21 protein-coding genes, 3 tRNA genes and 3 pseudogenes are annotated in these 25,087 nt (G+C 67.7%); 12 read left to right on the forward strand and 15 right to left on the reverse strand.

Going from position 1 to position 25,087, the window contains the following annotated elements; translation table 11 throughout:
* Positions 1 to 186 precede the first annotated feature (186 nt).
* Positions 187 to 1,044, forward strand: coding sequence for a transglutaminase-like domain-containing protein (locus K9U37_RS03050; RefSeq protein ID WP_243070471.1), 858 nt, complete (start codon positions 187 to 189; stop codon positions 1,042 to 1,044).
* A gap of 389 nt (positions 1,045 to 1,433) precedes the next feature.
* Here K9U37_RS03050 and K9U37_RS03055 read toward each other — a convergent pair.
* A pseudogene (locus K9U37_RS03055) lies at positions 1,434 to 1,544 on the reverse strand (PIN domain nuclease); the annotation flags it as partial.
* Between K9U37_RS03055 and K9U37_RS20125 the strand changes: the two are divergent.
* Positions 1,538 to 1,906 (forward strand): annotated as a pseudogene (locus K9U37_RS20125) (RES domain-containing protein); the annotation flags it as partial. The pseudogenes K9U37_RS03055 and K9U37_RS20125 sit on opposite strands and share 7 nt — an antisense overlap.
* A 163-nt stretch (positions 1,907 to 2,069) precedes the next feature.
* Here K9U37_RS20125 and K9U37_RS03060 read toward each other — a convergent pair.
* Positions 2,070 to 2,152 (reverse strand) — tRNA-Leu (locus K9U37_RS03060).
* Positions 2,153 to 2,388: 236 nt separating this feature from the next.
* On the opposite strand from K9U37_RS03060, the gene K9U37_RS03065 reads away from it, so the two are divergent.
* The 7 genes from K9U37_RS03065 (at position 2,389) to pknB (ending at position 11,919) form a co-directional block, all read left to right on the forward strand.
* Positions 2,389 to 3,768: an FhaA domain-containing protein gene (locus K9U37_RS03065; RefSeq protein ID WP_243070472.1), complete on the forward strand. Its 1,380-nt coding sequence runs from the start codon at positions 2,389 to 2,391 to the stop codon at positions 3,766 to 3,768.
* 149 nt (positions 3,769 to 3,917) lie between these two features.
* Entirely contained in the window at positions 3,918 to 4,385 is a 468-nt protein-coding gene (locus tag K9U37_RS03070; RefSeq protein WP_243070473.1) for an FHA domain-containing protein FhaB/FipA, read from the forward strand.
* Positions 4,382 to 5,809: a PP2C family protein-serine/threonine phosphatase gene (locus tag K9U37_RS03075; RefSeq protein ID WP_243070474.1), complete on the forward strand. Its 1,428-nt coding sequence runs from the start codon at positions 4,382 to 4,384 to the stop codon at positions 5,807 to 5,809. Before K9U37_RS03070 ends, K9U37_RS03075 begins: the two co-directional genes overlap by 4 nt.
* Complete coding sequence (locus K9U37_RS03080) at positions 5,806 to 7,212, forward strand: peptidoglycan glycosyltransferase RodA (RefSeq protein ID WP_243070475.1); 1,407 nt, start codon at positions 5,806 to 5,808, stop codon at positions 7,210 to 7,212. Before K9U37_RS03075 ends, K9U37_RS03080 begins: the two co-directional genes overlap by 4 nt.
* Positions 7,209 to 8,684: a D,D-transpeptidase PbpA gene (gene pbpA / locus K9U37_RS03085; RefSeq protein WP_243070476.1), complete on the forward strand. Its 1,476-nt coding sequence runs from the start codon at positions 7,209 to 7,211 to the stop codon at positions 8,682 to 8,684. Before K9U37_RS03080 ends, pbpA begins: the two co-directional genes overlap by 4 nt.
* A gap of 101 nt (positions 8,685 to 8,785) precedes the next feature.
* Positions 8,786 to 10,042 carry a serine/threonine-protein kinase gene (locus tag K9U37_RS03090; RefSeq protein ID WP_243070477.1) on the forward strand — a complete coding sequence of 419 codons (1,257 nt, stop codon included), beginning with the start codon at positions 8,786 to 8,788 and terminating at the stop codon, positions 10,040 to 10,042.
* Positions 10,039 to 11,919 (forward strand): Stk1 family PASTA domain-containing Ser/Thr kinase, encoded by a 1,881-nt coding sequence (pknB, locus tag K9U37_RS03095; RefSeq protein ID WP_243070478.1) that lies wholly within the window; start codon positions 10,039 to 10,041, stop codon positions 11,917 to 11,919. The genes K9U37_RS03090 and pknB overlap by 4 nt, the downstream gene beginning before the upstream one ends.
* Here pknB and K9U37_RS03100 read toward each other — a convergent pair.
* The gene (locus tag K9U37_RS03100) at positions 11,903 to 12,583 is read right to left on the reverse strand and encodes an aminodeoxychorismate/anthranilate synthase component II (protein WP_243070479.1); all 681 of its coding nucleotides are present in this window, start codon (positions 12,581 to 12,583) and stop codon (positions 11,903 to 11,905) included. The genes pknB and K9U37_RS03100 overlap by 17 nt on opposite strands.
* A 38-nt stretch (positions 12,584 to 12,621) precedes the next feature.
* The gene (locus K9U37_RS03105) at positions 12,622 to 13,413 is read right to left on the reverse strand and encodes a DUF881 domain-containing protein (protein WP_243070480.1); all 792 of its coding nucleotides are present in this window, start codon (positions 13,411 to 13,413) and stop codon (positions 12,622 to 12,624) included.
* Positions 13,414 to 13,461: 48 nt separating this feature from the next.
* Here K9U37_RS03105 and crgA point away from each other — a divergent pair, with 48 nt between their 5' ends.
* Entirely contained in the window at positions 13,462 to 13,743 is a 282-nt protein-coding gene (crgA, locus tag K9U37_RS03110; RefSeq protein WP_243070481.1) for a cell division protein CrgA, read from the forward strand.
* A 155-nt stretch (positions 13,744 to 13,898) separates the two neighbouring features.
* Positions 13,899 to 14,315: a PH domain-containing protein gene (locus K9U37_RS03115; RefSeq protein ID WP_243070482.1), complete on the forward strand. Its 417-nt coding sequence runs from the start codon at positions 13,899 to 13,901 to the stop codon at positions 14,313 to 14,315.
* Between the two features lie 50 nt (positions 14,316 to 14,365).
* On the opposite strand, the gene K9U37_RS03120 is transcribed toward K9U37_RS03115, so the two are convergent.
* The gene (locus K9U37_RS03120) at positions 14,366 to 14,914 is read right to left on the reverse strand and encodes a peptidylprolyl isomerase (protein ID WP_243073197.1); all 549 of its coding nucleotides are present in this window, start codon (positions 14,912 to 14,914) and stop codon (positions 14,366 to 14,368) included.
* Positions 14,915 to 14,993: 79 nt separating this feature from the next.
* Between K9U37_RS03120 and cwsA the strand changes: the two genes are divergently transcribed.
* The gene (gene cwsA / locus K9U37_RS03125; RefSeq protein ID WP_243070483.1) at positions 14,994 to 15,404 is read left to right on the forward strand and encodes a cell wall synthesis protein CwsA; all 411 of its coding nucleotides are present in this window, start codon (positions 14,994 to 14,996) and stop codon (positions 15,402 to 15,404) included.
* 30 nt (positions 15,405 to 15,434) lie between these two features.
* On the opposite strand, the gene K9U37_RS03130 is transcribed toward cwsA, so the two are convergent.
* From K9U37_RS03130 to K9U37_RS03175, 10 genes and pseudogenes are all read right to left on the reverse strand, one after another.
* Positions 15,435 to 16,838, reverse strand: a complete 1,404-nt coding sequence (locus K9U37_RS03130; protein WP_243070484.1) for an MCE family protein — start codon at positions 16,836 to 16,838, stop codon at positions 15,435 to 15,437.
* A gap of 1 nt (position 16,839) precedes the next feature.
* Positions 16,840 to 17,970: an MCE family protein gene (locus K9U37_RS03135; protein WP_372489376.1), complete on the reverse strand. Its 1,131-nt coding sequence runs from the start codon at positions 17,968 to 17,970 to the stop codon at positions 16,840 to 16,842.
* Positions 17,970 to 19,262, reverse strand: coding sequence for an MCE family protein (locus K9U37_RS03140; protein WP_272888007.1), 1,293 nt, complete (start codon positions 19,260 to 19,262; stop codon positions 17,970 to 17,972). Before K9U37_RS03140 ends, K9U37_RS03135 begins: the two co-directional genes overlap by 1 nt.
* A complete protein-coding gene (locus tag K9U37_RS03145) occupies positions 19,259 to 20,539 on the reverse strand; it encodes an MCE family protein (RefSeq protein ID WP_243070486.1) in 1,281 nt (426 codons plus the stop codon). The genes K9U37_RS03140 and K9U37_RS03145 overlap by 4 nt, the downstream gene beginning before the upstream one ends.
* The gene (locus K9U37_RS03150; RefSeq protein ID WP_243070487.1) at positions 20,536 to 21,564 is read right to left on the reverse strand and encodes an MCE family protein; all 1,029 of its coding nucleotides are present in this window, start codon (positions 21,562 to 21,564) and stop codon (positions 20,536 to 20,538) included. The genes K9U37_RS03145 and K9U37_RS03150 overlap by 4 nt, the downstream gene beginning before the upstream one ends.
* A 10-nt stretch (positions 21,565 to 21,574) precedes the next feature.
* A pseudogene (locus K9U37_RS03155) lies at positions 21,575 to 23,024 on the reverse strand (MCE family protein).
* Positions 23,025 to 23,028: 4 nt separating this feature from the next.
* The gene (locus tag K9U37_RS03160) at positions 23,029 to 23,883 is read right to left on the reverse strand and encodes an ABC transporter permease (protein WP_243070488.1); all 855 of its coding nucleotides are present in this window, start codon (positions 23,881 to 23,883) and stop codon (positions 23,029 to 23,031) included.
* The gene (locus K9U37_RS03165) at positions 23,880 to 24,647 is read right to left on the reverse strand and encodes an MlaE family ABC transporter permease (RefSeq protein ID WP_243070489.1); all 768 of its coding nucleotides are present in this window, start codon (positions 24,645 to 24,647) and stop codon (positions 23,880 to 23,882) included. The genes K9U37_RS03160 and K9U37_RS03165 overlap by 4 nt, the downstream gene beginning before the upstream one ends.
* Before the next feature lie 148 nt (positions 24,648 to 24,795).
* Positions 24,796 to 24,868: transfer RNA gene (locus K9U37_RS03170), tRNA-Ala, on the reverse strand.
* A 134-nt stretch (positions 24,869 to 25,002) separates the two neighbouring features.
* Positions 25,003 to 25,076: transfer RNA gene (locus K9U37_RS03175), tRNA-Ile, on the reverse strand.
* Between the last annotated feature and the right edge of the window lie 11 nt (positions 25,077 to 25,087).

The following is a 25,087-nucleotide window of genomic DNA, read 5'->3' on the forward strand; positions in this document are numbered from 1 at the left end:
AACAGCCAGCGCGATACTCGCTTGCCAACCGACTCCGCCGCGCAGAAATCGTCAATCCCTCTCGGCCGACCGCCAATGGCGCGCCGCCTTCGCTCCGCCCGAGGCTTTCGACCCCGCTGCAGGGCGTCGGCCGGCGACTTTTGACCCTGCATCGGCGCGTCCAACCGTGTATACCGTGAACCGACGATGCCGACTGTAGGGAATCCGTTGACCACTGCCGACCGCGACTATCTGAGCGAGACCGAGCTCCTCGACTATGGCCATGCCTCGTTGAGAACGCTGATTGAGGACCGTGGCTGGGAGTCGCTGCCCACCGGGCAGCGTATCGGCGCGGTTTACACCTTCGTGCGTGACGACATCCCATTCGGCTACAACCAAACTGACCCGATTCCGGCCTCCCGGGTCCTCGCCGACGGCTATGGGCAGTGCAACACCAAAACGATCCTGCTCATGGCGCTGCTGCGCGGCGTCGGTATCCCGTGTCGTTTCCACGGGGCAACGATCCACAAGCGGCTGCAAAAGGGGGTCGTCACCGGACTGTGGTATCGGCTGGCGCCGACCAACATCATCCACAGTTGGGTAGAAGTGCTCGTCGATGGCCGCTGGCTGGCGCTGGAGGGCGTCATCCTCGACACGGGGTACCTCGACGGTCTTCGGGCGATGGTACCGGGTGAACGTGGCGCCTTCCTCGGTTACGGCGTCGGGGCCAACGACCTCGCGAACCCACCGATCGATTGGCGCGGTGCCGACACGACCATCCAGATGACCGGTGTCAACGGCGATCTGGGCTGCTATGACAGTCCTGATGCGTTCTACGCCGAGCACGGCGCGAATCTGTCGGGGTTCAGGGACTGGCTGTACCGCCATGTTGTGCGGCAACGGATGAATAGGAAAGTGGCGTCGATCCGCGGTGGTGTCCCGGACGTGTCGTGTATCGCGCGTGCCGGCGCACCGGACGCGGTCGATCAGGCCCGGCGGCAGGGGCCACGGGCGGGGCGGGGAGCCGCCTCGGTGGATGACCCGGCGAGACATCGCGGCGCATAACATTGCTGCGCTGTGGTCGATCGATGCTCGCTGACACCCTGCCGCTGGCCCTGGATCCCTTAGCGCTCGCACAGATTGAATGCCGGTCTGCGTGGAAGCCGCAATGCCACGTTGATCAACGGCTTTACGGGACTCCGTGAGGACGATGGTGACGGCGGCTGAGGATGGCGTTAGCGCACGTGTGAACTCCCGGCGATCGGAGTCCGCGAGAGTCGTTGCCCACCAATGCCCAGCCACTCACCGACGGTGCCGTGGCGTCCTTTGGCAGCTTGCCCCCGTCAAGACGAGCGCGCTGATGGCGCTCTCGAAAGTCCCCAAGTGTGCTCATTGAAATTCCCCACCCGAGGGCCGTGGTTACTGCAGATGTCTGGACCGGTACTGCCGACGATTTAATCAATGGTTCCAGCGGGAACGACCCATTGCGTGGGCTGTCCGGTGGCAGCGGCGACGAGGTCGAAATCAGCGTCGTAGTGGATCACGGCGAGTCCGCGTTCTTCCCCAGGCGTTCCAGGCCGAGCGCACCATCGACCGGTTTCGTGGTGATCCCCACCTATCCGGGTTGCGATTCACCCGAGAGCTTCGGTTGCTTGATCTGGTTGCAAACAGCGCCGGCACATTCGCATTATCGACTGGCCGCACTCGATTACACAGCACTGGGCCCGGCGCATCACAGAGGCGTTCCCCAACCTGGACGGCCTGCGCTACAACAGCCGGTTCGCCGGCGAACCGTGCATCACGCTGTTCATGCCCGCCGCCGATGCGATGCCCGCCAGGCCCCGTACTGTCCCTACCACTGACCCACCCCGACCTGACACTTCGGATCGCGAAGGCAGCTCAACGCCTGGGCTACCTGGTGGTCTAAGCCGGACACCCATGCGAGACCGGACATTCTGCGCTGCCTGCGCTGCGACACTTGACTACCCGTCGCTCGGGCGTGCGGCACAGACCGACCTCACCAAACACAAAGGTCACGACCTCTCTCGAGTTCGTGACCCTATGCCTGCAGTTCGTAGAACCGCTCGATGTGGGCGAAGGGGGACTTGAACCCCCACGTCCCGAAGGACACTGGCACCTGAAGCCAGCGCGTCTGCCATTCCGCCACTCGCCCGAAACAACCGGGGGAGCGTATCACGGTTGAGGGGGTTGTCCTCAACCGTACCCCCAGCTCCGATGGGCCCGCGGCCCCTCGATTCGCGGCTGCCCATCGCCCCTCTGGCCTGCTGTAACACGTTTCTCAGAGTTCTCATGGGACGGTGCGCCAACCTGGGCCGATACCATTCAAGAGAAAGAAGGCGGCGGCGCGACACGCGTCGAACACGTATCGGACTCGAGGCAGGCGGTGAGATGAGCAACCAGAAGGGTCTGGTTCAACGCATCGAGCGCAAACTCGAGAACACCGTGGGCGATGCGTTCGCCCGAGTGTTCGGTGGGTCCATCGTTCCGCAGGAAGTGGAAGCGCTGCTGCGGCGGGAGGCCTCCGACGGTGTGCAAACGCTTCCCGGCGATCGTTTTTTGGCGCCGAATGAATACGTCATTACCCTCAGTGGGTCCGATTTCGAGAAGGTCAGCGCCGATCGCGATCTCACGTCGGACACATTTGCCAAACACTTGAAGAGATACGTCTCTGAACAGGAATGGCAAACGTATGGTGATGTCGTCGTCAGATTCGAGCCGTCGCCGAGCCTGCACACCGGCCAGTACCGTGCGCGTGGCGTCGTCAATCCGGATGCCAACCCCCACCCGTCCGCAGGCGCAACCGCCCCAGCAGAATCGAACCATGCGTTCACCGCAGAACCAGGAGTACCACCGATGAGCGATAACCCGAGCTACGGCGGCGACCAGGGTCAGGGGCGGCCCGCCGACGACTATTACGACGAGCGCTACGGCCGTCCGCAGGAGGAGCCGCGCGCCGGCGCCCCCGAGCGGGGTGGCCCCGGTGGATACGCGGCTCCGCCCAACGAGCCGGGCTACGCCCCGCGCGGCGGCTACCCCGAGCAGGGCGGCTACCAGCAGGGCTACGCGCCCGCCGGCCAGGGATACGAGCAGCGGCCCCCGGCCGGCGGCTACGACCAGGGCTACCGGCAGCCCCCGCCCGGCTATGGACCCCCGCCGGCGGCGCCCTACGGTCCGCCTCCCGCCGGCGGCTATGGTGCCCCGCCGCCCAGTGACTATGACTACGGCCGTGCGCCGCGGCGTCACGAGGAGCCCGGCTACGGCCGTCCCGAGCCCCGCCCGGCCTACCCGGACCAGGGCGGCTACGAGCAGCAGCAGGGCTCCGGCGCCGGCTACGACCAGGGTTACCGCCAGCCCGAGTACCCCCGCTATGACCAGGGCGGCTACGCCGAGCCGGCCGGCCGTGACTACGACTTCGGTCAGCCCGCCGGTGGTGGCTACGGCGGCTACGGCCAGCCGGCCCAGCCCGAGTACCCGGCGACCGGCCACAGCGTCACCCTGCAGCTCGATGACGGCAGCGGCCGCACCTACCAGCTGCGCGAAGGCGCCAACGTCATCGGCCGCGGCCAGGATGCCCAGTTCCGCCTGCCTGACACCGGGGTGTCGCGCCGGCATCTGGAGATCCGCTGGGACGGCCAGGTGGCGTTGCTCTCCGACCTGAACTCGACCAACGGGACGACGGTCAACAACGCGCCCGTTCAGGAGTGGCAGCTGGCCGACGGCGACGTCATCCGGCTCGGCCACTCCGAGATCATCGTCCGCGTTCACTGAGGTCGGCGGGGCCGCGGCTTGGGCGATGCTGTTGGGCTTCACCCTCGTCGGCTCCGGCGTCCCAGTATCGTGACGGTGCCGCGGTCGGCCCGGTGTCAGCGGGTTTCGCCGGGACGGCGACAGCGGTGCGAGGACGGAGAGGACGCCGGATGCAGGGACTAGTTCTGCAGCTGACGCGCGCCGGTTTCCTCCTGCTGCTCTGGCTGTTCATCTGGTCGGTGCTGCGCATCCTGCGCAACGACATCTACGCCCCCACCGGCGCGGTGATGGTCCGCCGCGGCTTGGCGCTGCGCGGCTCCCTGCTGCCCTCCCGCCAGCAACGCCACGCCGCCCGCTATCTGGTGGTCACCGAGGGCGCGTTGGCCGGCACCCGCATCACGCTGGGCACCCAGCCAGTGCTGATCGGCCGGGCCGACGACTCCACCCTGGTTCTCACCGACGACTACGCGTCGACCCGGCACGCCCGACTGTCCCAGCGCGGCTCCGATTGGTACGTAGAAGACCTAGGATCGACCAACGGCACATACCTCGACAGGGCGAAGGTGACGACGGCAGTACGCGTTCCGATCGGCACGCCGGTTCACGTCGGCAAGACGGTAATCGAGCTACGCCCGTGACACTGGTCCTGCGCTACGCCGCCCGCAGCGACCGCGGCCTGGTTCGCGCCAACAATGAAGACTCCGTCTACGCCGGCGCTCGGCTGCTGGCGCTGGCCGACGGGATGGGCGGGCACGCCGCCGGTGAGGTGGCCTCCCAGCTGGTGATCGCCGCGCTGGCCCATCTCGACGACGACGAGCCCGGTGGCGACCTGCTGAGCAAGCTCGAGGAGGCGGTCCGCGAAGGCAACTCCGCCATCGCCGCGCACGTCGAGATCGAGCCCGAGCTCGAAGGCATGGGCACAACGCTGACCGCAATCCTGTTCGCGGGCAACAGACTTGGGCTGGTACACATCGGCGACTCGCGTGGGTATCTGCTGCGCGACGGCGAGCTGACGCAGATCACCAAGGACGACACCTTCGTGCAGACCCTGGTCGACGAGGGCCGGATCACCGCCGAGGAGGCGCACAGCCACCCGCAGCGTTCGCTGATCATGCGCGCGCTCACCGGTCATGAAGTGGAGCCGACGCTGATCATGCGGGAGGCCCGCGAGGGCGACCGCTACCTGCTGTGCTCCGACGGCCTGTCCGACCCGGTCAGCCACGAGACGATCCTGGAAGCGCTGCAGCTCTCCGATGTCGCCGAGAGCGCCGACCGGCTCATCGAGCTCGCGCTGCGAGGCGGGGGACCGGACAACGTGACCGTGGTGGTCGCCGACGTCGTCGACCACGACTACGGCGGCCAGACCCAGCCGATCCTGGCCGGTGCGGTCTCCAGCGACGACGACCACGTCGCACCGCCCAACACTGCCGCCGGCCGTGCGTCGGCCATCAACCCTCGGCCCAACGTCGCCAAACGAGTGGTGCCCGAGCCCGAGCCCCCACCCAAGCCGCGCTCACGCAGGCGGATGTTCATCGCCGCCGCGCTGGTCCTGCTGCTGGCGCTGGCCGGGTTGGCGGTAGGCCGCGAGATCATCCGCGCCAACTACTACGTCGGCGCCTACAACGGGACCGTGGCGATCATGCGCGGGATCCAGGGTTCGATCCTCGGCTATCCCCTACAGGAGCCCTACCTGCTGGGCTGCCTGAACGACCGCAATGAGCTCTCGCAGATCAGCTACGGGCGGGCCACCAGCTCGCTGGGCTGCCAGCTGATTCAGCTGCAGGATCTGCGCCCCTCCGAACGCACCCAGGTCTCGGCCGGACTGCCCGCCGGAAGTCTCGACAACGCGATCGGCCAGCTGCGTGAACTGGCCCGCAGTTCACTGCTGCCGCCGTGTGCGCCACCCGCGCCGCCCGCGCCGCCGGTGCCCAAGACGCCCGCGCCCACCCCCGCGCCGGTGCCCAAGTCGGCTCCCGCGCCGACTCCGGCCCCGTCGCCGACGGTGACTCAGTTGCCCGCGCCGCCGCAGAAGCCGGGTGTTGACTGCAGGGTGGCGGCATGACGACCCAGCCGCAGTCGCCGGCGGCGGTGGCGCCCTTGACCCCGACCCGCCGCAACGCCGAACTGGCGCTGCTGTGCTTCGCGACCCTGATCACCTTCGTCGCGCTGATCATCGTGGAGGCCAGCCAGGAGCAGGGCATCAGCTGGGATCTGGCCAGCTCCACGCTGGCCTTCCTGACGCTGTTCGTCTGCGCGCACCTGGCCATTCGGCGCTTCGCCCCGTACGCCGACCCGGTGCTGCTACCGGTGGTCGCGCTGCTCAACGGCCTGGGCCTGGTGATGATCCACCGCCTCGACCTGGTGCAGCGTGCGCTGTCGCCGTCGTCGCGGGGCCCCAGCGACTCCCAGCAGATGCTGTGGACACTGGTGGGCGTCGTCGGCTTCTCTCTGGTGGTGATCGTCCTCAAGGACCACCGGATCCTGGCCCGCTACGGCTACGTCTGCGGACTGGCCGGCCTGGTGCTGCTGGCCATTCCCGCGCTGTTGCCCGCGCACTTCTCCGAGACCAACGGCGCCAAGATCTGGATTCGCTTCCCCGGCTTCAGTATTCAGCCTGCCGAATTCTCCAAGATCCTTCTGCTGATCTTCTTCGCCGCGGTTCTGGTGGCCAAGCGCAGCCTGTTCACCAGCGCCGGCAAGCACGTCCTTGGCATGGACGTGCCCCGCCCGCGCGACCTGGCCCCGCTGCTGGTGGCGTGGATCGCCTCGGTGGGCGTCATGGTCTTCGAGAAGGACCTCGGCACCTCACTGCTGCTCTACGCATCGTTTCTGGTGATGGTCTACATCGCCACCGAGCGGTTCAGCTGGCTGGCCATCGGCCTGACGCTGTTCGCCGCGGGCAGCGTGGCGGCCTACCACCTGTTCGGCCACGTCCGGGTCCGGGTGCAGACGTGGCTGGATCCGTTCGCCGACCCCGAGGGCTCGGGCTACCAGATGGTGCAGTCGCAGTTCAGTTTCGCCACCGGCGGCATCTTCGGCACCGGGCTGGGCAACGGGCAGCCCGGTGCCGTGCCCGCAGCGTCGACGGACTTCATCATCGCCGCGGTCGGTGAGGAACTGGGGCTCGTCGGGCTGGCCGGGGTGCTGATGCTGTACACCATCGTGATCGTCCGCGGCCTGCGCACCGCGATCGCGGTGCGCGACAGCTTCGGCAAGCTGCTGGCGGCTGGGCTGTCCTCGACGCTGGCGATCCAGCTGTTCATCGTCGTCGGCGGCGTCACCGGGCTGATCCCGCTGACCGGATTGACCACCCCGTGGATGTCCTACGGCGGCTCGTCGCTGGTGGCCAACTACCTGTTGCTGGCCATCCTGGTGAAGATCTCGCACGCAGCGCGACGCCCGATCATGACCCGCCCGCACACCTCCATCGCGGCGGCGGGTACCGAGGTGATCGAGCGGGTATGAACACTTCACTGCGCCGCATCTCGGTGATGATCATGGCGTTGATCGTGCTGCTGCTGATCAACGCGACGGTGACCCAGGTCTTCCGCGCCGACGGGCTGCGCGCCGACCCGCGCAACCAGCGCGTGCTGCTCGACGAGTACTCGCGTCAGCGCGGACAGATCACCGCAGGCGGACAGCTGCTGGCCTACTCGGTGTCGACCAACGGCCACTACCGGTTCCTGCGGGTCTACCCGAATCCCTTTGTCTACGCCCCTGTTACGGGCTTCTACTCGCTGCGCTACTCCAGCAGCGGGCTTGAGCGCGCCGAGGACAGCATCCTCAACGGTTCCGATCCGCGGCTGTTCGGCCGCCGGCTGGCCGACTTCTTCACCGGCCGCGACCCGCGCGGCGGCAACGTCGACACCACCATCCTGCCGCGGGTCCAGCAGGCCGCCTGGGACGCGATGCAGCAGGGCTGCAACGGTCCGTGCAAGGGCTCGGTGGTCGCCTTGGAGCCGTCCACCGGCAAGATCCTGGCGATGGTGTCCTCACCGTCCTACGACCCCAATCTGCTGGCCACCCACGACACCGAGGAGCAAGGCCGGGCCTGGCAGCAGCTGCGCGACGATCCCGGCTCGCCGCTGACCAACCGGGCAATCGCCGAGACCTTCCCGCCCGGGTCGACGTTCAAGGTGATCACCACCGCCGCCGCGCTGCAAGCCGGGGTCAGCGACGCCGATCAGCTGACCGCCGCCCCCCAGATCCAGCTGCCCAACAGCACCGCAACCCTGGAGAACTACGGCGGAACGCCCTGCGGCGGCAACCCCACCGCATCGCTGCGCGAGGCGTTCACACGCTCGTGCAACACCGCGTTCGTCGAACTGGGTATCCGAGTGGGTGCCGAAGCCCTGCGCAACACCGCGCAGGCATTCGGGTTCGACATTGCATCGGCGCCGATCCCGATGGAGGTCGCCGAGTCCACCGTCGGACCGATCGTCGACGCCGCCGCGCTGGGGATGTCGAGTATGGGTCAGAAAGACGTGGCGGTGACACCGTTGCAGAACGCGGAGGTGGCGGCGGCGATCGCCAACGCCGGGTTGATGATGCAGCCATACCTGGTCGACACTCTCAAGGGTCCCGACCTGTCCAACATCAGCGGCCCCGCGCCTCAGGAGCAGCGGCGTGCGGTTTCGTCACAGGTCGCGGCTAAGCTAACTGATTTGATGATCGGCGCCGAACAGCTCACCCAGCAAAAGGGAGCGATTCCGGGCGTCCAGATCGCGTCCAAGACCGGGACCGCCGAGCACGGTACCGACCCGAGGAACACGCCGCCGCACGCCTGGTACATCGCCTTCGCGCCCGCCCAGAACCCCAAGGTCGCGGTCTCGGTGCTGATCGAGAACGGCGGCGACCGGCTCTCGGCGACGGGCGGGGCGCTGGCCGCCCCGATCGGCCGGGCAACCATCGCGGCGGCATTGCAGGGGGCTTCATGAGCCCGCGCAGCCAAGCGAAGCGAGGCAAGCAATGAGCCCGCGCAGCCAAGCGAAGCGAGGCAAGCCATGAGCCCGCGCAGCCAAGCGAAGCGAGGCAAGCAATGAGCCCGCGCGTGGGAGTGACGCTGTCCGGCCGCTACCGGCTGCAGCGGCTGATCGCCACCGGCGGCATGGGCCAGGTGTGGGAGGCCGTGGACAGCCGGCTGGGCCGGCGGGTGGCCGTCAAGGTGCTCAAGCAGGAGTTCTCCTCCGACCCCGAATTCGTCGAACGCTTCCGCGCCGAGGCCCGCACCGTCGCCATGCTCAACCACCCGGGCATCGCGGCCGTGCACGACTACGGCGAGACCGACATGGACGGCGAGGGCCGCACCGCCTACCTGGTGATGGAACTGATCAACGGCGAGCCGCTGAACTCGGTGATCAAGCGCACCGGCCGGCTGTCGCTGCGCCATGCGCTGGACATGCTCGAGCAGACCGGTCGCGCGTTACAGGTCGCGCACGCCGCCGGGCTGGTGCATCGCGACGTCAAGCCGGGCAACATCCTGATCACGCCCGCCGGGCAGGTGAAGCTCACCGACTTCGGCATCGCCAAGGCCGTCGACGCCGCACCCGTCACCCAGACCGGCATGGTGATGGGCACCGCCCAGTACATCGCGCCCGAGCAGGCACTGGGCCATGACGCTACCGCCGCCAGTGACGTGTACTCGCTGGGAGTTGTTGGCTACGAAGCGGTTTCGGGCAAGCGCCCGTTCATCGGAGACGGCGCGCTGACGGTGGCCATGAAGCACATCAAGGAGACGCCGGCGCCGCTGCCCGCCGACCTGCCGCCCAACGTGCGCGAGCTGATCGAGATCACCCTGGTGAAGAATCCCGGCATGCGGTACCGCAACGGCGGCCAGTTCGCCGACGCGGTGGCAGCCGTGCGGGCTGGGCGGCGGCCGCCGCGGCCCAACTCCGCACCGACCATCCGGGCCACCCCGGCGGCGATCCCCGGCAGTTCGCCGCGGCTGCCCGCGGCTCCGGCGACCGGGACCCGCCCGCGCGCCGTCACCGGTAGCCATCGGCCGCAGCCGGCACGGCGCACCTTCTCCTCAGGCCAGCGCGCCCTGCTGTGGGCAGCCGGTGTGCTGGGCGCCCTGGCGATCATCAGCGCGATCCTGATCGTGCTGGCCGACCGCGACCGCAGGATCAACAAGCCCGTCGAGCAGACCGTCACCGACACCGTGACCCCGACCAGCCACTCCGCGCCGTCGGGGTGGGGCGGTGGAGACCAGATCGGCCGGATCCGGTTCACCGCGGCCAGTTCGGCTACTGGTGATGAGAACCCCGTCGACCCACCCGACGAGACACCACGATGAGCACCCCACAGCACCTGTCCGACCGCTACGAGCTGGGCGAGATCCTCGGCTTCGGCGGCATGTCCGAGGTGCATCGTGCGCGCGACACTCGTCTGCACCGCGACGTCGCGGTCAAGGTGCTGCGCGCCGACCTGGCCCGCGACCCCAGCTTTTATCTGCGGTTCCGCCGGGAGGCGCAGAACGCCGCCGCGCTGAACCACCCGGCCATCGTGGCGGTCTACGACACCGGGGAGGCCGAGACCACCGCCGGCCCGCTGCCCTACATCGTGATGGAGTACGTCGACGGGGTGACCCTGCGCGACATCGTCCACACCGACGGCCCGATGCCGCCGCGGCGGGCCATCGAGATCATTGCCGACGCCTGCCAGGCACTGAACTTCAGCCACCAGCACGGCATCATCCACCGCGACGTCAAGCCCGCCAACATCATGATCTCCAAGACCGGCGCGGTGAAGGTGATGGACTTCGGCATCGCCCGAGCCCTGGCCGATGGCGGCGTCAGCGTCACGCAGACTGCGGCGGTCATCGGAACCGCCCAGTACCTCTCACCCGAGCAGGCCCGCGGCGAGTCGGTCGACGCCCGCTCCGACGTCTACTCGCTGGGCTGCGTGCTCTACGAAATCCTCACCGGCCAGCCGCCGTTCATCGGTGATTCCCCGGTCGCGGTGGCCTACCAGCACGTCCGCGAAGACCCGGTCCCGCCCTCACAGAAGCATCCGGGAATCTCACCGGAGCTGGACGCCGTCGTCCTCAAAGCGCTGGCCAAGAACCCGGACAACCGCTACCAGACCGCCGCCGAGATGCGCTCCGACCTGGTGCGCGTGCACAACGGCGAAGCCCCCGAGGCGCCGAAGGTGCTCACCCACGCGGAGCGGACCTCAATGATGGCCGCCACGTCGGGACCCCTCTCGCGTGCCGAGACCACCGACGAAATCCCGCGCCCGGGCCAGTACCTCGACCGGGACCGGCCCACCGGCTCCGTTGGGCGCTGGCTGGTCGCCGTGGCTGTCCTGGCCATCCTGACCGTGGTGGTGACGATCGCGATCAACATGGTCAGCGGCAACCCCCGCAACGTGCAGGTGCCCGACGTGCGCGGCCAGGCGGCCGCCGATGCGATCGCCACGCTGCAAAACAAGGGCTTCAAGATCCGCACCGAGAAGAACCCGGACAACACCATCCCGCCGGATCACGCGATCGGCACCGATCCAGCTGGCAACTCCGCGGTCAGCGCCGGCGACGAGATCACGATCATCCTCTCGACCGGCCCTGAGCAGCGCCAGGTGCCCGATGTGTCGTCACTGAGCTACGGCGACGCGGTCAAGAAGCTCACCGCCGCCGGCTTCGGAAAATTCAAGCGGGCCGACGAGGCCTCCACGCCGGAGCAGAAGGACAAGGTGCTGGCCACCAATCCGCCGGCCAACCAGACTTCAGCAATCACCAACGAGATCACCATCGTCGTCGGCACCGGGCCGCAGACCGCGGCGGTGCCCGTGGTGGCCGGCCAGGGCGTCGACATCGCCCAGCAGATCCTCAATGCCTCCGGTTTCCAGAAGACGTTGTCGGTTCCAATCGACAGCACCGAGTCCGCCGGTCAGGTCATCGGCACCGACCCGGCGGCGAGCCAGACGGTTCCCCTCGACACCGTGATCCAGATCAAGGTGTCGAAGGGTAACCAGTTCGTGATGCCCGACCTCAAGGGTCAGTTTTGGACCGACGCCGAACCCAACCTGCGTGCGCTGGGCTGGACCGGGGTGCTGATCAAGAGCCCCAACGTCGACAACAGCGGGGTGCGCAGCAACGGCGTTGTGACCCAGAGTCCGCCGGCGGGCAGCGCGGTGAACTTCGGGGCCTCGATCACGCTCAGCTTTGCGTCGTAGCGAGCGGGTCGTCGGCCGTGGCATGCCGCACCGTGTCGGCGACTTCCCGCTCGAGCCGGCTCACCAGGGTTTCTGCCGGCGCTGCGCCGCAGTAGCCCAGCCAGTTGGCCAGCATCCGGTGGCCGCCCTCGGTCAGGATCGACTCTGGGTGGAACTGCACACCGTGGATCGGCAACTCGACGTGTCGCACCGCCATGATCACTCCGCCGCGAGTGCGGGCGATGACCTCGAGATCAGCTGGGACGGTCTCGGGCAGGATGGTCAGCGAGTGGTAGCGGGTGGCCGTGAACGGATTCGGAAGTCCCTGTAGCACACCGACATTCGTGTGGTAGACGGCGCTGGTCTTGCCGTGCAGCAGTTCCGGAGCGCGGTCGACGGTGCCGCCGAACGCCACGCCGATGGCCTGGTGGCCCAGGCACACGCCCAGCAGCGGCGTGCCGGCGTCGGCACAGGCGCGCACCAGCGGGATCGACGCACCGGCCCGCTCGGGGGTACCGGGGCCCGGGCTCAGCAGCACGCCATCGAACTCCGCGGCGACCTTCGCCTCGTCGGCCAACCGCTCGTCGTCGTTGCGCCAGACCTGCGCGTTCACCCCGAGTTGGCCCAGGTACTGGACCAGGTTGAACACGAAGCTGTCGTAGTTGTCGACGACCAAGACCCGCACCGTGTCAGGTTACCTGGGACCGACCCGAGGCGATCGGGTCAGTAGCCCACCGGGCCGGCGGGTTGGGCGTAACGCATGCGGACCGGTTCGGTGTGGCCGGCGACCTGGACGTCGGGCCCGACCTGCTCGCTGTAGCCCAGGCCGAAACGCACCACGTACTGCTTGAAGAGCGTGACCAGTGGGGCCGCGGCAAGGGCCGCCTGCATGGCCGCCGCATCGCCGATCGCGGTGACGGTGTAGGGCGGGCTGTAGGTGCGGCCGTTGAGCAGCAGCGTGTTGCCCACACACCGCGGCGCGGAGGTGCCGATGATCCGCTGATCCTGCATCTGGATCGCCTCGGCACCCGCGCTCCACAGCGCGTTGAGGACCGCCTGGACGTCCTGCTGGTGGACCACCAGGTCATCCGGTGAGGCATCCCGGGGGAAGCGGCCGTTGGCGTCGCGCTGCGCGTCGGAGAGCGTGACCACCAGACCCGGGCCGTGCACCGGCTCCAAGCCGGCGTCGACCGCCAGCTCGTCCGCGCGGGCCAGCATCGCCGCGAGCGCCGTGCCCGCCGAGGCGCCGTGGGTGGAGTCGATCTGAGCAGACAGCGCGTCACGCTGCGCGGAGAGCCGGTCGACGGAGTTCTGGGCATCGTGCACCAGGTCGACCAGGCGGGGGGAATCGCTGCGGCGGATCTCGCCGCCGCCGGAGACACCGTGGGTGGCGGCCAGCAGAAGGCCCGCCAGCAGGCACACCACCGGGACACCGAAGCGCCACGGGGAACGCGCGGCTCCCGTCGTCGCTGGTGCCGGAATTGTCTGGTCGCGGCGTCGCTGCGTTAGTCTCATATCGATCTGCGACCATCGTCGCACCGAATATCCGTCGCGAAGGTACCCATGCCCAAGTCCAAGGTTCGCAAGAAGAACGACTTCGCCGTCAACTCGGTCAGCCGCACCCCGGTCAAGGTGAAGGCTGGGCCGTCCAGCGTGTGGTTCGTCGTGCTGTTCATCAGCCTGATGCTCATCGGTCTGGCGTGGCTGCTGGTGTTCCAACTCGCGGCGTCCGGGTTCGACACTCCCAGCGCGCTGCAATGGATGGCAAACCTTGGTCCGTGGAACTACGCGATCGCGTTTGCTTTCATGATCACAGGGTTGTTGCTGACAATGCGGTGGCGCTGAGCCCGGCGACGCCCGATCAGAACCATCCTGTGCGCGCGCCGGTATCGAGCTGGCAACCTTCTGGTAAACCAATCACAACGATGTGATTCATCCCCATTGTTGATAACACCTGTGGATAACCGCAATCCCCGCGGCGAGGGCCCCTAGAGGAAGCCGTGCAGCAAACCGAATGGGCGCCGAATCCGGCGGGAATCGCTGGTATTGGCGCCGGCGGCATTTTGATGGCTACCGCTTGTGTGACCGTCGTCGCAGACGCACCCGGCCGGATCCTGGCAAGCGTCGCCGCCGTGGGCCTGATCGTCTTTGCCCTCGGATCGTGGCGGGCACGCCCCCGGCTGGCAATCACCCCCGAGGGCCTGGTCTACCGGGGCTGGATTCGGACCCAGACGCTGCGCCGCCCGGACATCACGCTGATCCGCATCACCGAGTTCCGCCGGATCGGCCGCAAAGTGCGGCTGCTGGAGATCGACACGACCGACAACCAACTGATCGTGCTCAGCCGCTGGGACCTCGGCACCGACCCGCTCGACGTGCTCGATGCACTGACCGACGCCGGGTACGCCGGGCGCTGAGTTGTTGGACGCCGGGGCGTACACAACCGCGTCTCGGCGCGGCTACCGCGTCAGGAGATGGTGATCGACTCGACGACCACCGGTTCGGTGGGCCGGTCGTTGCGGTCAGTGGCCGTGGTGGCGATCGCGTCGACAACCTTCTGCGACTCGGGGTCGACGACCTCGCCGAAGATGGTGTGCCGCCGGTCGAGGTGCGGGGTCTTGCCCACGGTGATAAAGAACTGCGAGCCGTTGGTGCCCGGGCCCGCGTTGGCCATCGCCAGCAGGTAGGGCTTGTCGAACTGCAGCTCGGGGTGGAACTCGTCGGCGAACTTGTAGCCCGGGCCGCCACGGCCGGTGCCGGTCGGGTCGCCGCCCTGGATCATGAAACCGTCGATGACGCGGTGGAACACGGCGCCGTCGTAGAACGGTCCCGAGGTGCTACCCGAGGCGTTCTGCGTGGAGTACTCCTTGGTGCCCTGAGCCAGGCCGACGAAGTTGGCGACGGTCTTGGGGGCGTGGTTACCGAACAGCGCAATCTTGATGTCGCCGCGGTTGGTGTGCAGGGTCGCAGTCGCGGTGGCGATGGGGCTCGTGGTCACGGGTTCACAGTGTGCCACTAGCGCGGTGTGGGTCATCCCGCGGCCACCCGGTGTTCCGGTGTGGCAGGGTTGGGGGATCACCGGCAGGGAGGTTGCGATGGGCCGCAGAACCGAACCGAAGCTCACCTCACGAGAGCGCCTGGCCCGTGGCCTGCGCTACACGGCCGTGGGCCCCGTCGACGTGACCCGCGGCGTGGTCGGCATCAGCGTGCACTCCGCGGAGTCCGCGGCGGCCGCCGCGCGGCGCCGCTACCGCGAAGCCCCGGCCGCCCGCCAGGAACTCGCGCAGGAAGCCGCCGCGGTCAAGCAGGTGGTCTCCGAACTTCCCGCAGCCCTGCAGGATGCGCGCACGGCCGCGCATCGACGCCACCGGCGGCTGTGGGTGTTCGGCGGTCTGGGTTTGGCGGCGGTGGTCGGCGGTGCGGTCGCGTTCAGCATCGTGCGCCGCTCGATGCAGCCCGAACCGTCACCGCTGCCGCCCAGCGTCGAGGTCGCACCGAAACCGTAGCGGGCACGCGTACGTCGTCGAATGCTCAGTTCAGTTGCCCGGCAACAACATCGACTGCCAGTCCTTGGGCTTTGACGCGCCGGGGCCCAGGTCGGTCTGCGTGTAGGACCGCCCGTCTGGTCCGGTGTAGGTCCCGGTCGCCGGGTCGTATTCGGCACCGGTGATCGGCGGCAGTTGTGGTACGCCCTGCCCGGACAGGGTGGCGTTGGGGTCGCCCTTCCAGTTGTAGCCGTCGTTGAGCGGGATGTAGTTCCGGTCGCTCTCGCACATCGCCACCGTGGGTGCGCGCTTGCCGGGGCGGGTGATGCACGGAATGTTCCGCGCCCCACGCACACTCAACGGCGAGTCCTGCGGCACACGGCAATACAGGTCACCGGCGGGCCGCTCCGGCGCGTCCTCCACGGACGAGGGCCGCTGCTGCTGAGCCGGCAGGAAGCCGGTGGTGCACGGGGGCGGCTGGTTGAGGCTGAGGTTGAAGCTCATGTATGCGCCGCGGTAGGGCACCATGGTGTTCCGGTTGGCCAGGTTGACCGCCTGCGCGACGGCGGTCGCCTGCGGTGCCAGCACCAGCAGCTGCTCGAGACTCGGCTGGTAGGTGAGGGCCACCTGGGCAACGCTGGCCATGTTGGCCGCGATGACGGGAACGGTGGGCCGCGCCCGGTCGAGGAGCGATCGCGCCTGGTCGACGGCCGGGGCACCCTGGTGCAGGAGGTCCCGGAGGGCGGGGGCGCTGCTCTGCAGCTGGCCGCTGATGGTCGCCAGGTGGGCGGCCCACGCCCCGACCGCATCGGCGGAGTCGGCCTGCGCATCCAGGACCGGTTTGGACTGATCGATCAGCGTCAGCAGCGGACCCAGGTTCTTACGCGCACCGGCCGCCAGCTCACCACCGCCGGTGATCAACCGCGACAGGTCCGGACCCAGGCCGCCGAATGCGGTGTAGGACTCGTCGATCATCGTCTTGAGGTCGTCGTGCGGAATGGTGTTCAGTCCGGCGGTCAGGGAATCGAGCACCGCGTCGAAGTCGGGGGGCACCGTGGTGCGGTCGGCCGGGATCACGTCGCCGTTGTGCAGCGGCGCTGAATCGCGGCGCGGCAGCAGGGCGATGTACTGCTCGCCGACGGCTGATTGACTGTGCACCCGCGCGTCGAGATCCGAGGGAACGGCGATGCTGGATTTCAGCGACAGAATCGCCGCAACTCCAGTGGCGGTCAGCTTCACCTCCTTGATGCGGCCCACCTCCGTCCCACGGAAGGTGACGTTGCCGCCGGGGTAGACGCCCGCGGTTCGGGGCAGTTCCACCGTCACCTGATAACGCCCGATGCCGAACATCGCCGGCAGTCTGATGTATCCGAAACTCATCGCCGCCACACCGATCAGTGTGATCACGGCAAATACGGCCAGCTGGATCCGCATGCGCATGCTCAGGGGCGGCATATCAGCGTCCTTGGTCCCGATGATACGGCGCCACAAGGGGATTGCCGCTGGTGTACGGGCTGGGGAGCTGCCCGATGGTGCGCCCCCACTGCAGCTCCAATTCGGTCAGGTTGCCCTCCCAGCGGGTCCCGGTGAGAAAGGACGCGTCGAGTCGGCTCAAGGTGAGGTCGATGACAGCGGTCAGGTTCGCGAAATCGCCGCGCTGCCAGATCCCGACGTTGTCGGTGGGAAACGGGTAGGTGGCGAACAACCCCAGCGCTCGGGTCAGGGCGGGACCGGCGTTGGCCACCGACTCCAGCACGGGCCCGAGATCGGTGAGTTCCTGCACCAGGCCGTCTTTGGTCTGTTTGGTGGACTCGGCCACCAGGGCACCGAGCTTCCCGAGCTGGTCGAGGGCGTCCACCAGCGTCTGCCGCTGGTCGCTGATCACCTTCAGCGCACCGGGGATGGTCGTCAGCGCCTTGTCCACCGCCGGCTTCTGGTCGGCGAACCTGCCGGCCAGCGAGTTCAGGCTCTCGGCGGTGGCGATGATGTCGGCCGACTGGTCACTGACGTAGCGGGTGAAGGTGTCGAGCTGTTCGATCAGGCTGCGCAGGTCCTGCTCGCGTCCGGCCAGTGCCGTGCTCAACGACGCGGTGATGTCCTGGACCTGGCCGACCCCGCCGCCGTTGAGCAGCATGGTCAATGCCGCGAGCACCTGCTCGCTGGACGGGTAAAATCCGGCCGACGACAGTGGAATCACCGCGCCGTCCTTCAGCTTTCCCTGCGGTGGCACACCGGACGGCGGTGCCAGCTCGACGTGCAGCGAACCGAGCAGACCGCTCTGGCCGACCGTCGCGGTGGCGTTGGCCGGTAGGTCGACGCCACCGTTGATGCTCATTGTGAGCAGCGCATGCCAGCCCTGCCGCTCGATCTTGGTGACGGTGCCGACCGTGACGTCGTCAACCTGAACCCGGGAGTTCGGCTCGATGGTGCGCACGTCGGGCAGTTGCGCCTGGACCGTGTACGAGCCCGGGCCGCGCCCCGCCGTTCCCGGTAGCGGCAAGGAGTTCAGGCCGTGCCAGCCGCAGCCGGCGGCCACCGCTGCGGTCAACAGGGCCAGGGCGGCGCGGTTCAGCAGTGCCGTCATCATCAGCCCCCCTGCCCGGGCATCATCATGCCGGTCAGGCCGGCGGCCGGGTCGGTGCGTTGCACCTCGGCGGGCAGCGGTGAATCACTCGCCGGCGCAGCCTGATTCGGCGCCGGCGGCGGGACGTAGTCCGGCCGCATCCAGTCCTCGCTGTAGGTCACCTCGTTCGGCCGGGCGGCCACACCGACGATGAGGTTCTCAGCCAGCGGCGGGAAGTTGTACTGGCGGTTCTTCACGATGGGCGCCAGGTACTGGGCGCACAGCTTGGCCGACTGTTCGGCACCGAGCCGGGATGCCGCCTGGATCGCCCCGCACAGGAAGGTGATCGGATCGGCAAAGTTGTTGAAGGCGTAGGCACCGCCCAGGGTGCCCTGGGCGGGCTGGTAGATGTTCATCAGGTTCTGCAACTCGTTCGGCGCGATGTGCAGGGTCTGCTTGATGTCGTCGAGGTTCGCTGTCAGCACGGTGGAGACCGACGCGAGCTTGTCCGCCGTGCTGCCCAGCGACTCGCGGTTGTCGGCGACGAAGGTGCGCACCTCGCCGACGACGGCGGCGAGGGCGGTAACCGTATCGCCGATCTCGTTGGGTTCGTCGGTCAGCAGCCCGGTTGCGGTGGCGAGGTTGCCGTTGAGTTGCCGCATCAGATCGCCGCTGTCCTGCAGGGCCGACACCAGGACCGACAGGTTCTTCATCGTGCCGAAAAGGTCCTCGCTGTGGTCGCCGAGCACCGAAACCGCCTGCGACAGTTTGACGATGGTGGCGCGGATGTTCGCGCCCTGACCGCGCAGCGCGTCGGCGGTGGTGTGCACGACGGATCCCAGCGTGCTGAGCCCGCCCGGTTCGTCCGGCTGCAGCAGACGGGTGAGCCGTTCGAGTTGCTGACGCAGATCGTCCCACTCGACGGGCACCGCGGTGCGGTCCTCGGGAATGACTGCACCCGAGCGCATCTCGGGACCACTGGTGTAGGCGGGGGTGAGCTGGATGATGCGTGCGCTCACGATGGCGGGGGAGAGGATCACCGCCTTCGCGTCGGCGGGCACCTGGTATTTCCCGTCGTACCAGAAGGTGATCTTGACGCGTGTGGTCTGCGGTTCGATTCGCTCGATCTTGCCGACCGGCACGCCGAGGATGCGGACTTCGTCGCCGACGAAGATGCCGTTGCTGTTGGCGAAGTAGGCCACCACGGTGCGCCGGCCGGCCGTGCCGGCCGAGTGCAGCAGAACCGCGGCCGCGGCCACGATCATCAGGGTGAGGACGGCGGCTGCGCCGATGCGGATGTTGGCGCGCTGAGTCATTGGGCCGCTCCGGAAGGAGGTGGCGCGGGCACCAGGACCGGTGACGGCGTCGGGGCGGGTGACGGATCGGCGGGTGGGCCCGGCGGCGGTCCGCCCGGCGGCGGGGCCGGCAGCGGCTCACGGTAGGGATAGCGGCGATCGCCGGGGGTGCCGGTGATCGCGTCGGGCAGGTTCAGCCTCGGGTCACCGCCTTGACCGGTGCGGGGGTACGGCAACGGCAGCGGTGGGGTAGCCGGCTGGCCGGTCTGCGGATCGGTCAACTGTGAGGGTGCCAGCACGTTGGGGTCCAGACCGAGGTCGGAGAACGCGGCGTCGACGAACGGCTGGATGAACTGCCCGGGCAGCAGGTTGGCGATGTAGAACTTGAAGAACGGTCCCGCCGACATCGACTCACCCGAGGACATCATGTACTGGTTGAACCCCTTGATAGCCTGGGCAATCCGCTCCTTGCGGTGATCGACGATCGTCAGCAGCTGGTCGAGCTTGTCAAGCGCGGGCTGTAGCGTCTGCCTGTTCTCGACGATCAGGTCCCTGATCTGGCGGCTCATCGTCGTGATGTTCCCGGAGATCTCGTCGAGCGCCCGGCTCTGGGTCGTGAGCTCGGTAAGCAGCGTGTTGCTGTCGGTCAGCATGGTGACGATGGCGTCACTGCGGTCGGCCAGCACCGACGTAACCTTGTTGGCGTCGGTGAGAAGCTTACGCAACTCGCTGTCGCGCTCGTCGACCGTCTGGGAGAAGCGGGCTACCCCCTGCAGCGCCACCTTGAGAACCGGTGGGGTGTCGGCGAATTCGTCGGCCAGCACTTTCCACGAGTCCGACAGCCGGTCGATGTCGAGGCCGCTGATGGTTGTGGTCAGGCCGCCAAGGGCATCGGGCAGCTGGTAGGGCGAGGTGGTCCGATCGAGCGGGATCGGCCCGGACTGTCTGCCGTCGCCCAGCGGTGTGATTTCGAGGATCTTGGCACCCAGAATGCTCTTGGTCTTGATGGCTACCTCGGTGCGGTCACCCAGCCGGATGTTCTTGTCGACTTCGAAGGTGACCAGTACCCGCGGGCCGTCAAGGTCGATGCTGCGCACCTTGCCGGCCTTGAAGCCCGACACCTGCACGGGTGCCCCGGACAACAGGCCGCCGGCCTCGGCGAAGTAGGCCGAGTACTCCCGGCTCGAGTTGATGAACGGCAGCTTCCCGTAGTTGAGCGCGCCGAGGACCACGCCCAAAGTGATTGCGGCCCCGAGCAGTCCCATAACGATCTGATTGCGGTCGGCGAAGGTCGTCATCGCGGAGTGCACCTCCCGGTGTCCTGCCCGGCGACCTTGACGTAGACCGGTTGGCCCCCTTTGCCGTTCAGCTTCAGGATCAGGTCGCACAGGTAGAAGCTGAAGAAGTCTCCGTAGAGGCCCTGGCGGTTGAGCATCCGGTAGCTGTCGGGCAGTGTGTCGAGGAAGCGATCAAAGTAGGCCCGGTCGGACAGCACAGAATCAGCGGTGCGGTCCGCCTCGTGGACCACCTTCACCAGAGGTGCCCGGCCGCGGACGAGTAGGTCGCCGATCTGTGCTGCTGCCTCGTTGGCGAACACGACGCCGTTGCGCAGGTCCTGCTTTCGGTCGGCGACGGTGGCCAGTGCGGTGGACAGCGAGTCGATGGCTCCGGCGAACTGTGAGCTCTGATCGCCCAGAGATCCCACCGCGGTCTTGAGGTTGGTGATGACCTGCCCGATCAGCTGGTCGCGGTCGGCGAGGGTGTTGGTCACGGCTGCGGTCTGGGCCAGAAACGCTGCGATGGTGGGGCTCTCGCCTTGCAGTGCGGTGACGAGCTGCTCGGACAGTGCGTTGACCTGCTGGGGATCCAGCGCGTGGAACAGCGGCCGGAATCCGCCGAGCAGCGCGTCGAGGTCCAGCGCGGGAGCGGTGCGGGACAACGGGATGGTGGCACCGGGGCGGAGCTGCCGGGTTGCGCCCACCCCTTCCTCCAGCGCGAGGTAGCGCTCACCGATGAGGTTGCGGTAACGGACGACCGCTCGGCTGCCCTCGGTCAGCACCACCGAGCCGTCGGTGCCGAACTCGACCAGAGCGACCCCGTCGTCGCGGATCCTGATGTTCTTGACCTTGCCCACCTCAACTCCGGCGATGCGGACGAAGTTGCCGTCCTCCAGACCTGAGACGGTGTGAAACTCGGCGGTGTAGGTGTTTTCGGTCTCGAACCGCAATTGGGCGAAGATCGCCAGCATCGCCACCAGACCCAGCGCACACACGACCAGGAACACGGCGGCGCGCACGATCGCGCCCGGCAGGTTTTCTTTCATGGGCGCCACATCATGGTGACGGCGTCGCCGCATCGGGCAGCGGTGGGGTCGGGGTCGGTTGCAGCTGGGCGGGTGCGGGTACCACGAAGGGTTCCGAGCCGGGCGGTGGCGGTCCGGGCTCACGGGGGCGCCCGGTGGGGAGCCGGCGGCAAGCCCGGCCATAGCGGAGTTCCATCCGGGGCGTAGAGCTGCGCGCCGTAGGGCGGCGCGCCTGGGTAGGGAATCGGCCCCGGTGCCGGGCCACCTGGGTTGCGGACGCTGGGCGGTTCGGGGATCGCCCGGGTGACCGGAAGGTAGTCGGCGTAGCCGGGGAACCCGATGCCGGGATTCGGCCGGATGTCGAGGCCCGTTCCCCAGCCGGTGTTGGTGATCAGCTGGCGCACAGGCCAATTGGCGGCGACATCGGGCAGCGAGCCGCAGCCCGGTGCGCCGCCGGGACCGCCCTTGGCCCCGATGACCGGCAGGTTCTGCGGGTAGCGATAGGGGTCTGGCCCGAACAGCAGCGTGCTGTCGAGAATTATCGACTTGTGGTTGGCGCCTCCGGTGGCGTCGAGGTAGCCGGTGTCCAGCGCTGTCTTGGCGCCGACCAGTGTGCAGGTGAAGGTGGGGTTGTACTTGAAGAGCAGCCGCGAGGTGGACTCGAAGAGTGTGACGGCCCGGGTCAGATCGGGCTGGCTCGATCCGATCAGATCGATGCCGCCGTGGGCAAGCCCGACCACGCCGGTGAGTAACGAATCGAGCGTGGCCGCGTTGTCAGTGATGGTCGCGCTGGTGGTTCCGGCCCCGTCGAGGGCTTTCAGGATGTCCGGGGCGGCGGCCCTGTAGGTGTCGGTGATCCGCCTCACCGCATGCTGGTCGGCCTCGATGGTTCCGGCGCGGGCGTTGATCTGCTTGAGCACCTCGTTGGTGTCGGTGATGGTCTGCCCGATGGTCTCGCCGTGTCCCCGCAGGCCCTGCGCCAGAGCGGACAGCGTGGCCTGAAGTTTCGCCGGGTCGACCTGTTTGAGGATGTCGGCGACGTTGCGGAACATGGTGTTGATCTCGGTGCTGACGTTGTCGGAGGTGATCACCGATCCGGCGGTGAGCCGTTGCGGGCTGGGGTCACTCGGATAGACGAGCTCGACGAACTTGGCGCTGAACAGCGTGCCGGCGCGGATACGCGCCCCGACATTCGCCGGAATGAATCGCATTTGGTCCGGCTCGATTTCGAGCCGGAGGTCCACCTGGTTCTGGTTGGCTGAGACCCGTCCGACGCGGCCGATCTGCACGCCGCGCAGCTTGACCTTTGCACCGCGATCCATCACCAGCCCCGCCCGGTCAGCCGTCAGCGTCACCGGCACGTAGGAGCGCAGCGAGCCGGAGAACAGCGTCGTGGTCGCCACGATGGTGCCGATGACGGCGGCCAGGAAGATCAGTGTCCACCAAGCCGGGTGGAGTCCTTCCGAGCGCGGATCTGACATGTCGCTACCCGGAGAGGTGGAAGTTGCCGGACTGGCCGTAGATGGACATCGCGACCACCAAGAGCAGCAACACCAGGACGACCAACGATGCGCGCACCGAACGTCCCACCGCCACACCGACGCCGGACGGACCGCCCGTGGCGGTGTAGCCGTAATAGGTGTGTATCAGCATGACGGCGACGCCCATCAAGACGACGGTGAAGAACGACCACAGCAGATCGCTGGAATTGAGGAAGGTGTTGAAGTAGTGGTCGTAGACGCCGGTGGACTGGTGATAGAAGCCTGTGGTGCCGAACCGTGCAGCGAGGAAGGCACACACCATCGCCACGCAGTACAGCGGGATCACCACCACCACACCGGCGATCACGCGGGTGGACACCAGGTAGGCGACCGAACGGACGGCCATCACCTCCAGCGCGTCGATCTCGTCGTTGATGCGCATCGCCCCCAACTGCGCGGTGGCACCGGCGCCGATGGTTGCCGCCAGGCCGATCCCGGCCACTGCGGGGGAGATGATGCGGACGTTGACGTAGGCGGAGATGAAGCCGGTCATGGCCTCCACCCCGATGCCCGAAAGTTCGTTGTAGCCCTGCACAGCGATGACCGCTCCCGTGGTGAGCGTCATGAATCCGACGATGGCCACTGTGCCGCCGATGAGCGCCAGTGCGCCCGTGCCCAAACTCATCTGGGCGATCAGGCGCAGGATCTCGGTGCGGTAGCGGACCACCGCTATCCCCATCTCGCGCACGGATCTGGCATTGAACTTGATCTGCGTGCCGATCCGGTTCCAGCCGTCGACCATTCCTTTCACGACGGTGGGCGGTGCCGAATGCCGTTGTCCGGCAGCCTTACCGGTCATCTAACGCTCGTGTAGTAGACGGCCGTCGCAACGACATTGATGACGAACAGCGCGATGAACGAGTACACGACGGTCTCGTTGACGGCGTTGCCGACACCCTGCGGACCCTTGCGCACCGCCATGCCCTTGTAGCAGGCGATCAAGGCGGCGGAGACACCGAACAGTGCGCCCTTGACGAGACCCAGGATGACGTTGGGCAACCCGGTGAACAGGGTGAGACCGGCAGCGAAGGCGCCCGGGGTGACGTGCTGGACGAAGACGGCGAAGGCGAAGGATCCTGCCAGCCCGACGAACGTCACCAGCGAGACCAGCGACATGGCGACGACGGTGGCAGCCAGCACGCGGGGGACCACGAGGCGATGGACAGGGTCGACGCCCATCGCCCGCAGCGCGGCGAGTTCGTCGCGGATGGTGCGAGAACCGAGGTCGGCGCACATCGCGGTGGCTCCGGTCCCGGCGACGACGAGGACCGTGACGATCGGCCCGATCTCGGTGACCGACGCGTTGGCGGCGCCGGTGCCGGAGAAGTCGGCCGCACCGAATTCGTGCAGCAAGACGTTAAGGGTGAACACGACCAGGACGGTGAACGGGATCGCCAGCAGCAGCGTCGGCAGGATCGCCACCCGGGCCACGAACCAGATCTGCAGGAAGAACTCCCGCCAGGCCAGCGGCTTGGTGAACATCGCGACCAGAGTGTCCATGGCCAGTGAGTAGAAGCCGCCGACGGACCGCACAGGTTTGAGGACGTCGTCCACCGACACCATTGGCGGCCCCCCTGCCCGATAGTTGACGGCGACAACACCGTCCCGCGCTAGCGTATGCAGCAACGGCCGATACGGGAGGGTACTTGGCCACTTCGTGACCGGCGGAACGCCGTTCACGAAGTGGATTGCGGCGGAACGCCGCTACTTGTGGAGCCTAGGAGAATCGAACTCCTGACATCTGCCTTGCAAAGGCAGCGCTCTACCAACTGAGCTAAGGCCCCGGGTCAGTCACGGTCGTGCAGGGTGTGCCAGACTTCGCCGCGGCGGCCGATGCGCAGTGTTGCAGCGCCAGCGGCCAGGACCGCCAGCAGCAATGCGATCCTCACGGACGCCCTCCCCGTTGACCAGGACACCGTGGGCCTAGGAGGACTCGAACCTCCGACCTCTTCGTTATCAGCGAAGCGCTCTAACCGCCTGAGCTATAGGCCCGTATTCGTCAT

Origin of the sequence: Candidatus Mycolicibacterium alkanivorans, from assembly GCF_022760805.1 — a bacterium.
GTDB classification, from domain to species: Bacteria; Actinomycetota; Actinomycetes; order Mycobacteriales; family Mycobacteriaceae; genus Mycobacterium; species Mycobacterium alkanivorans.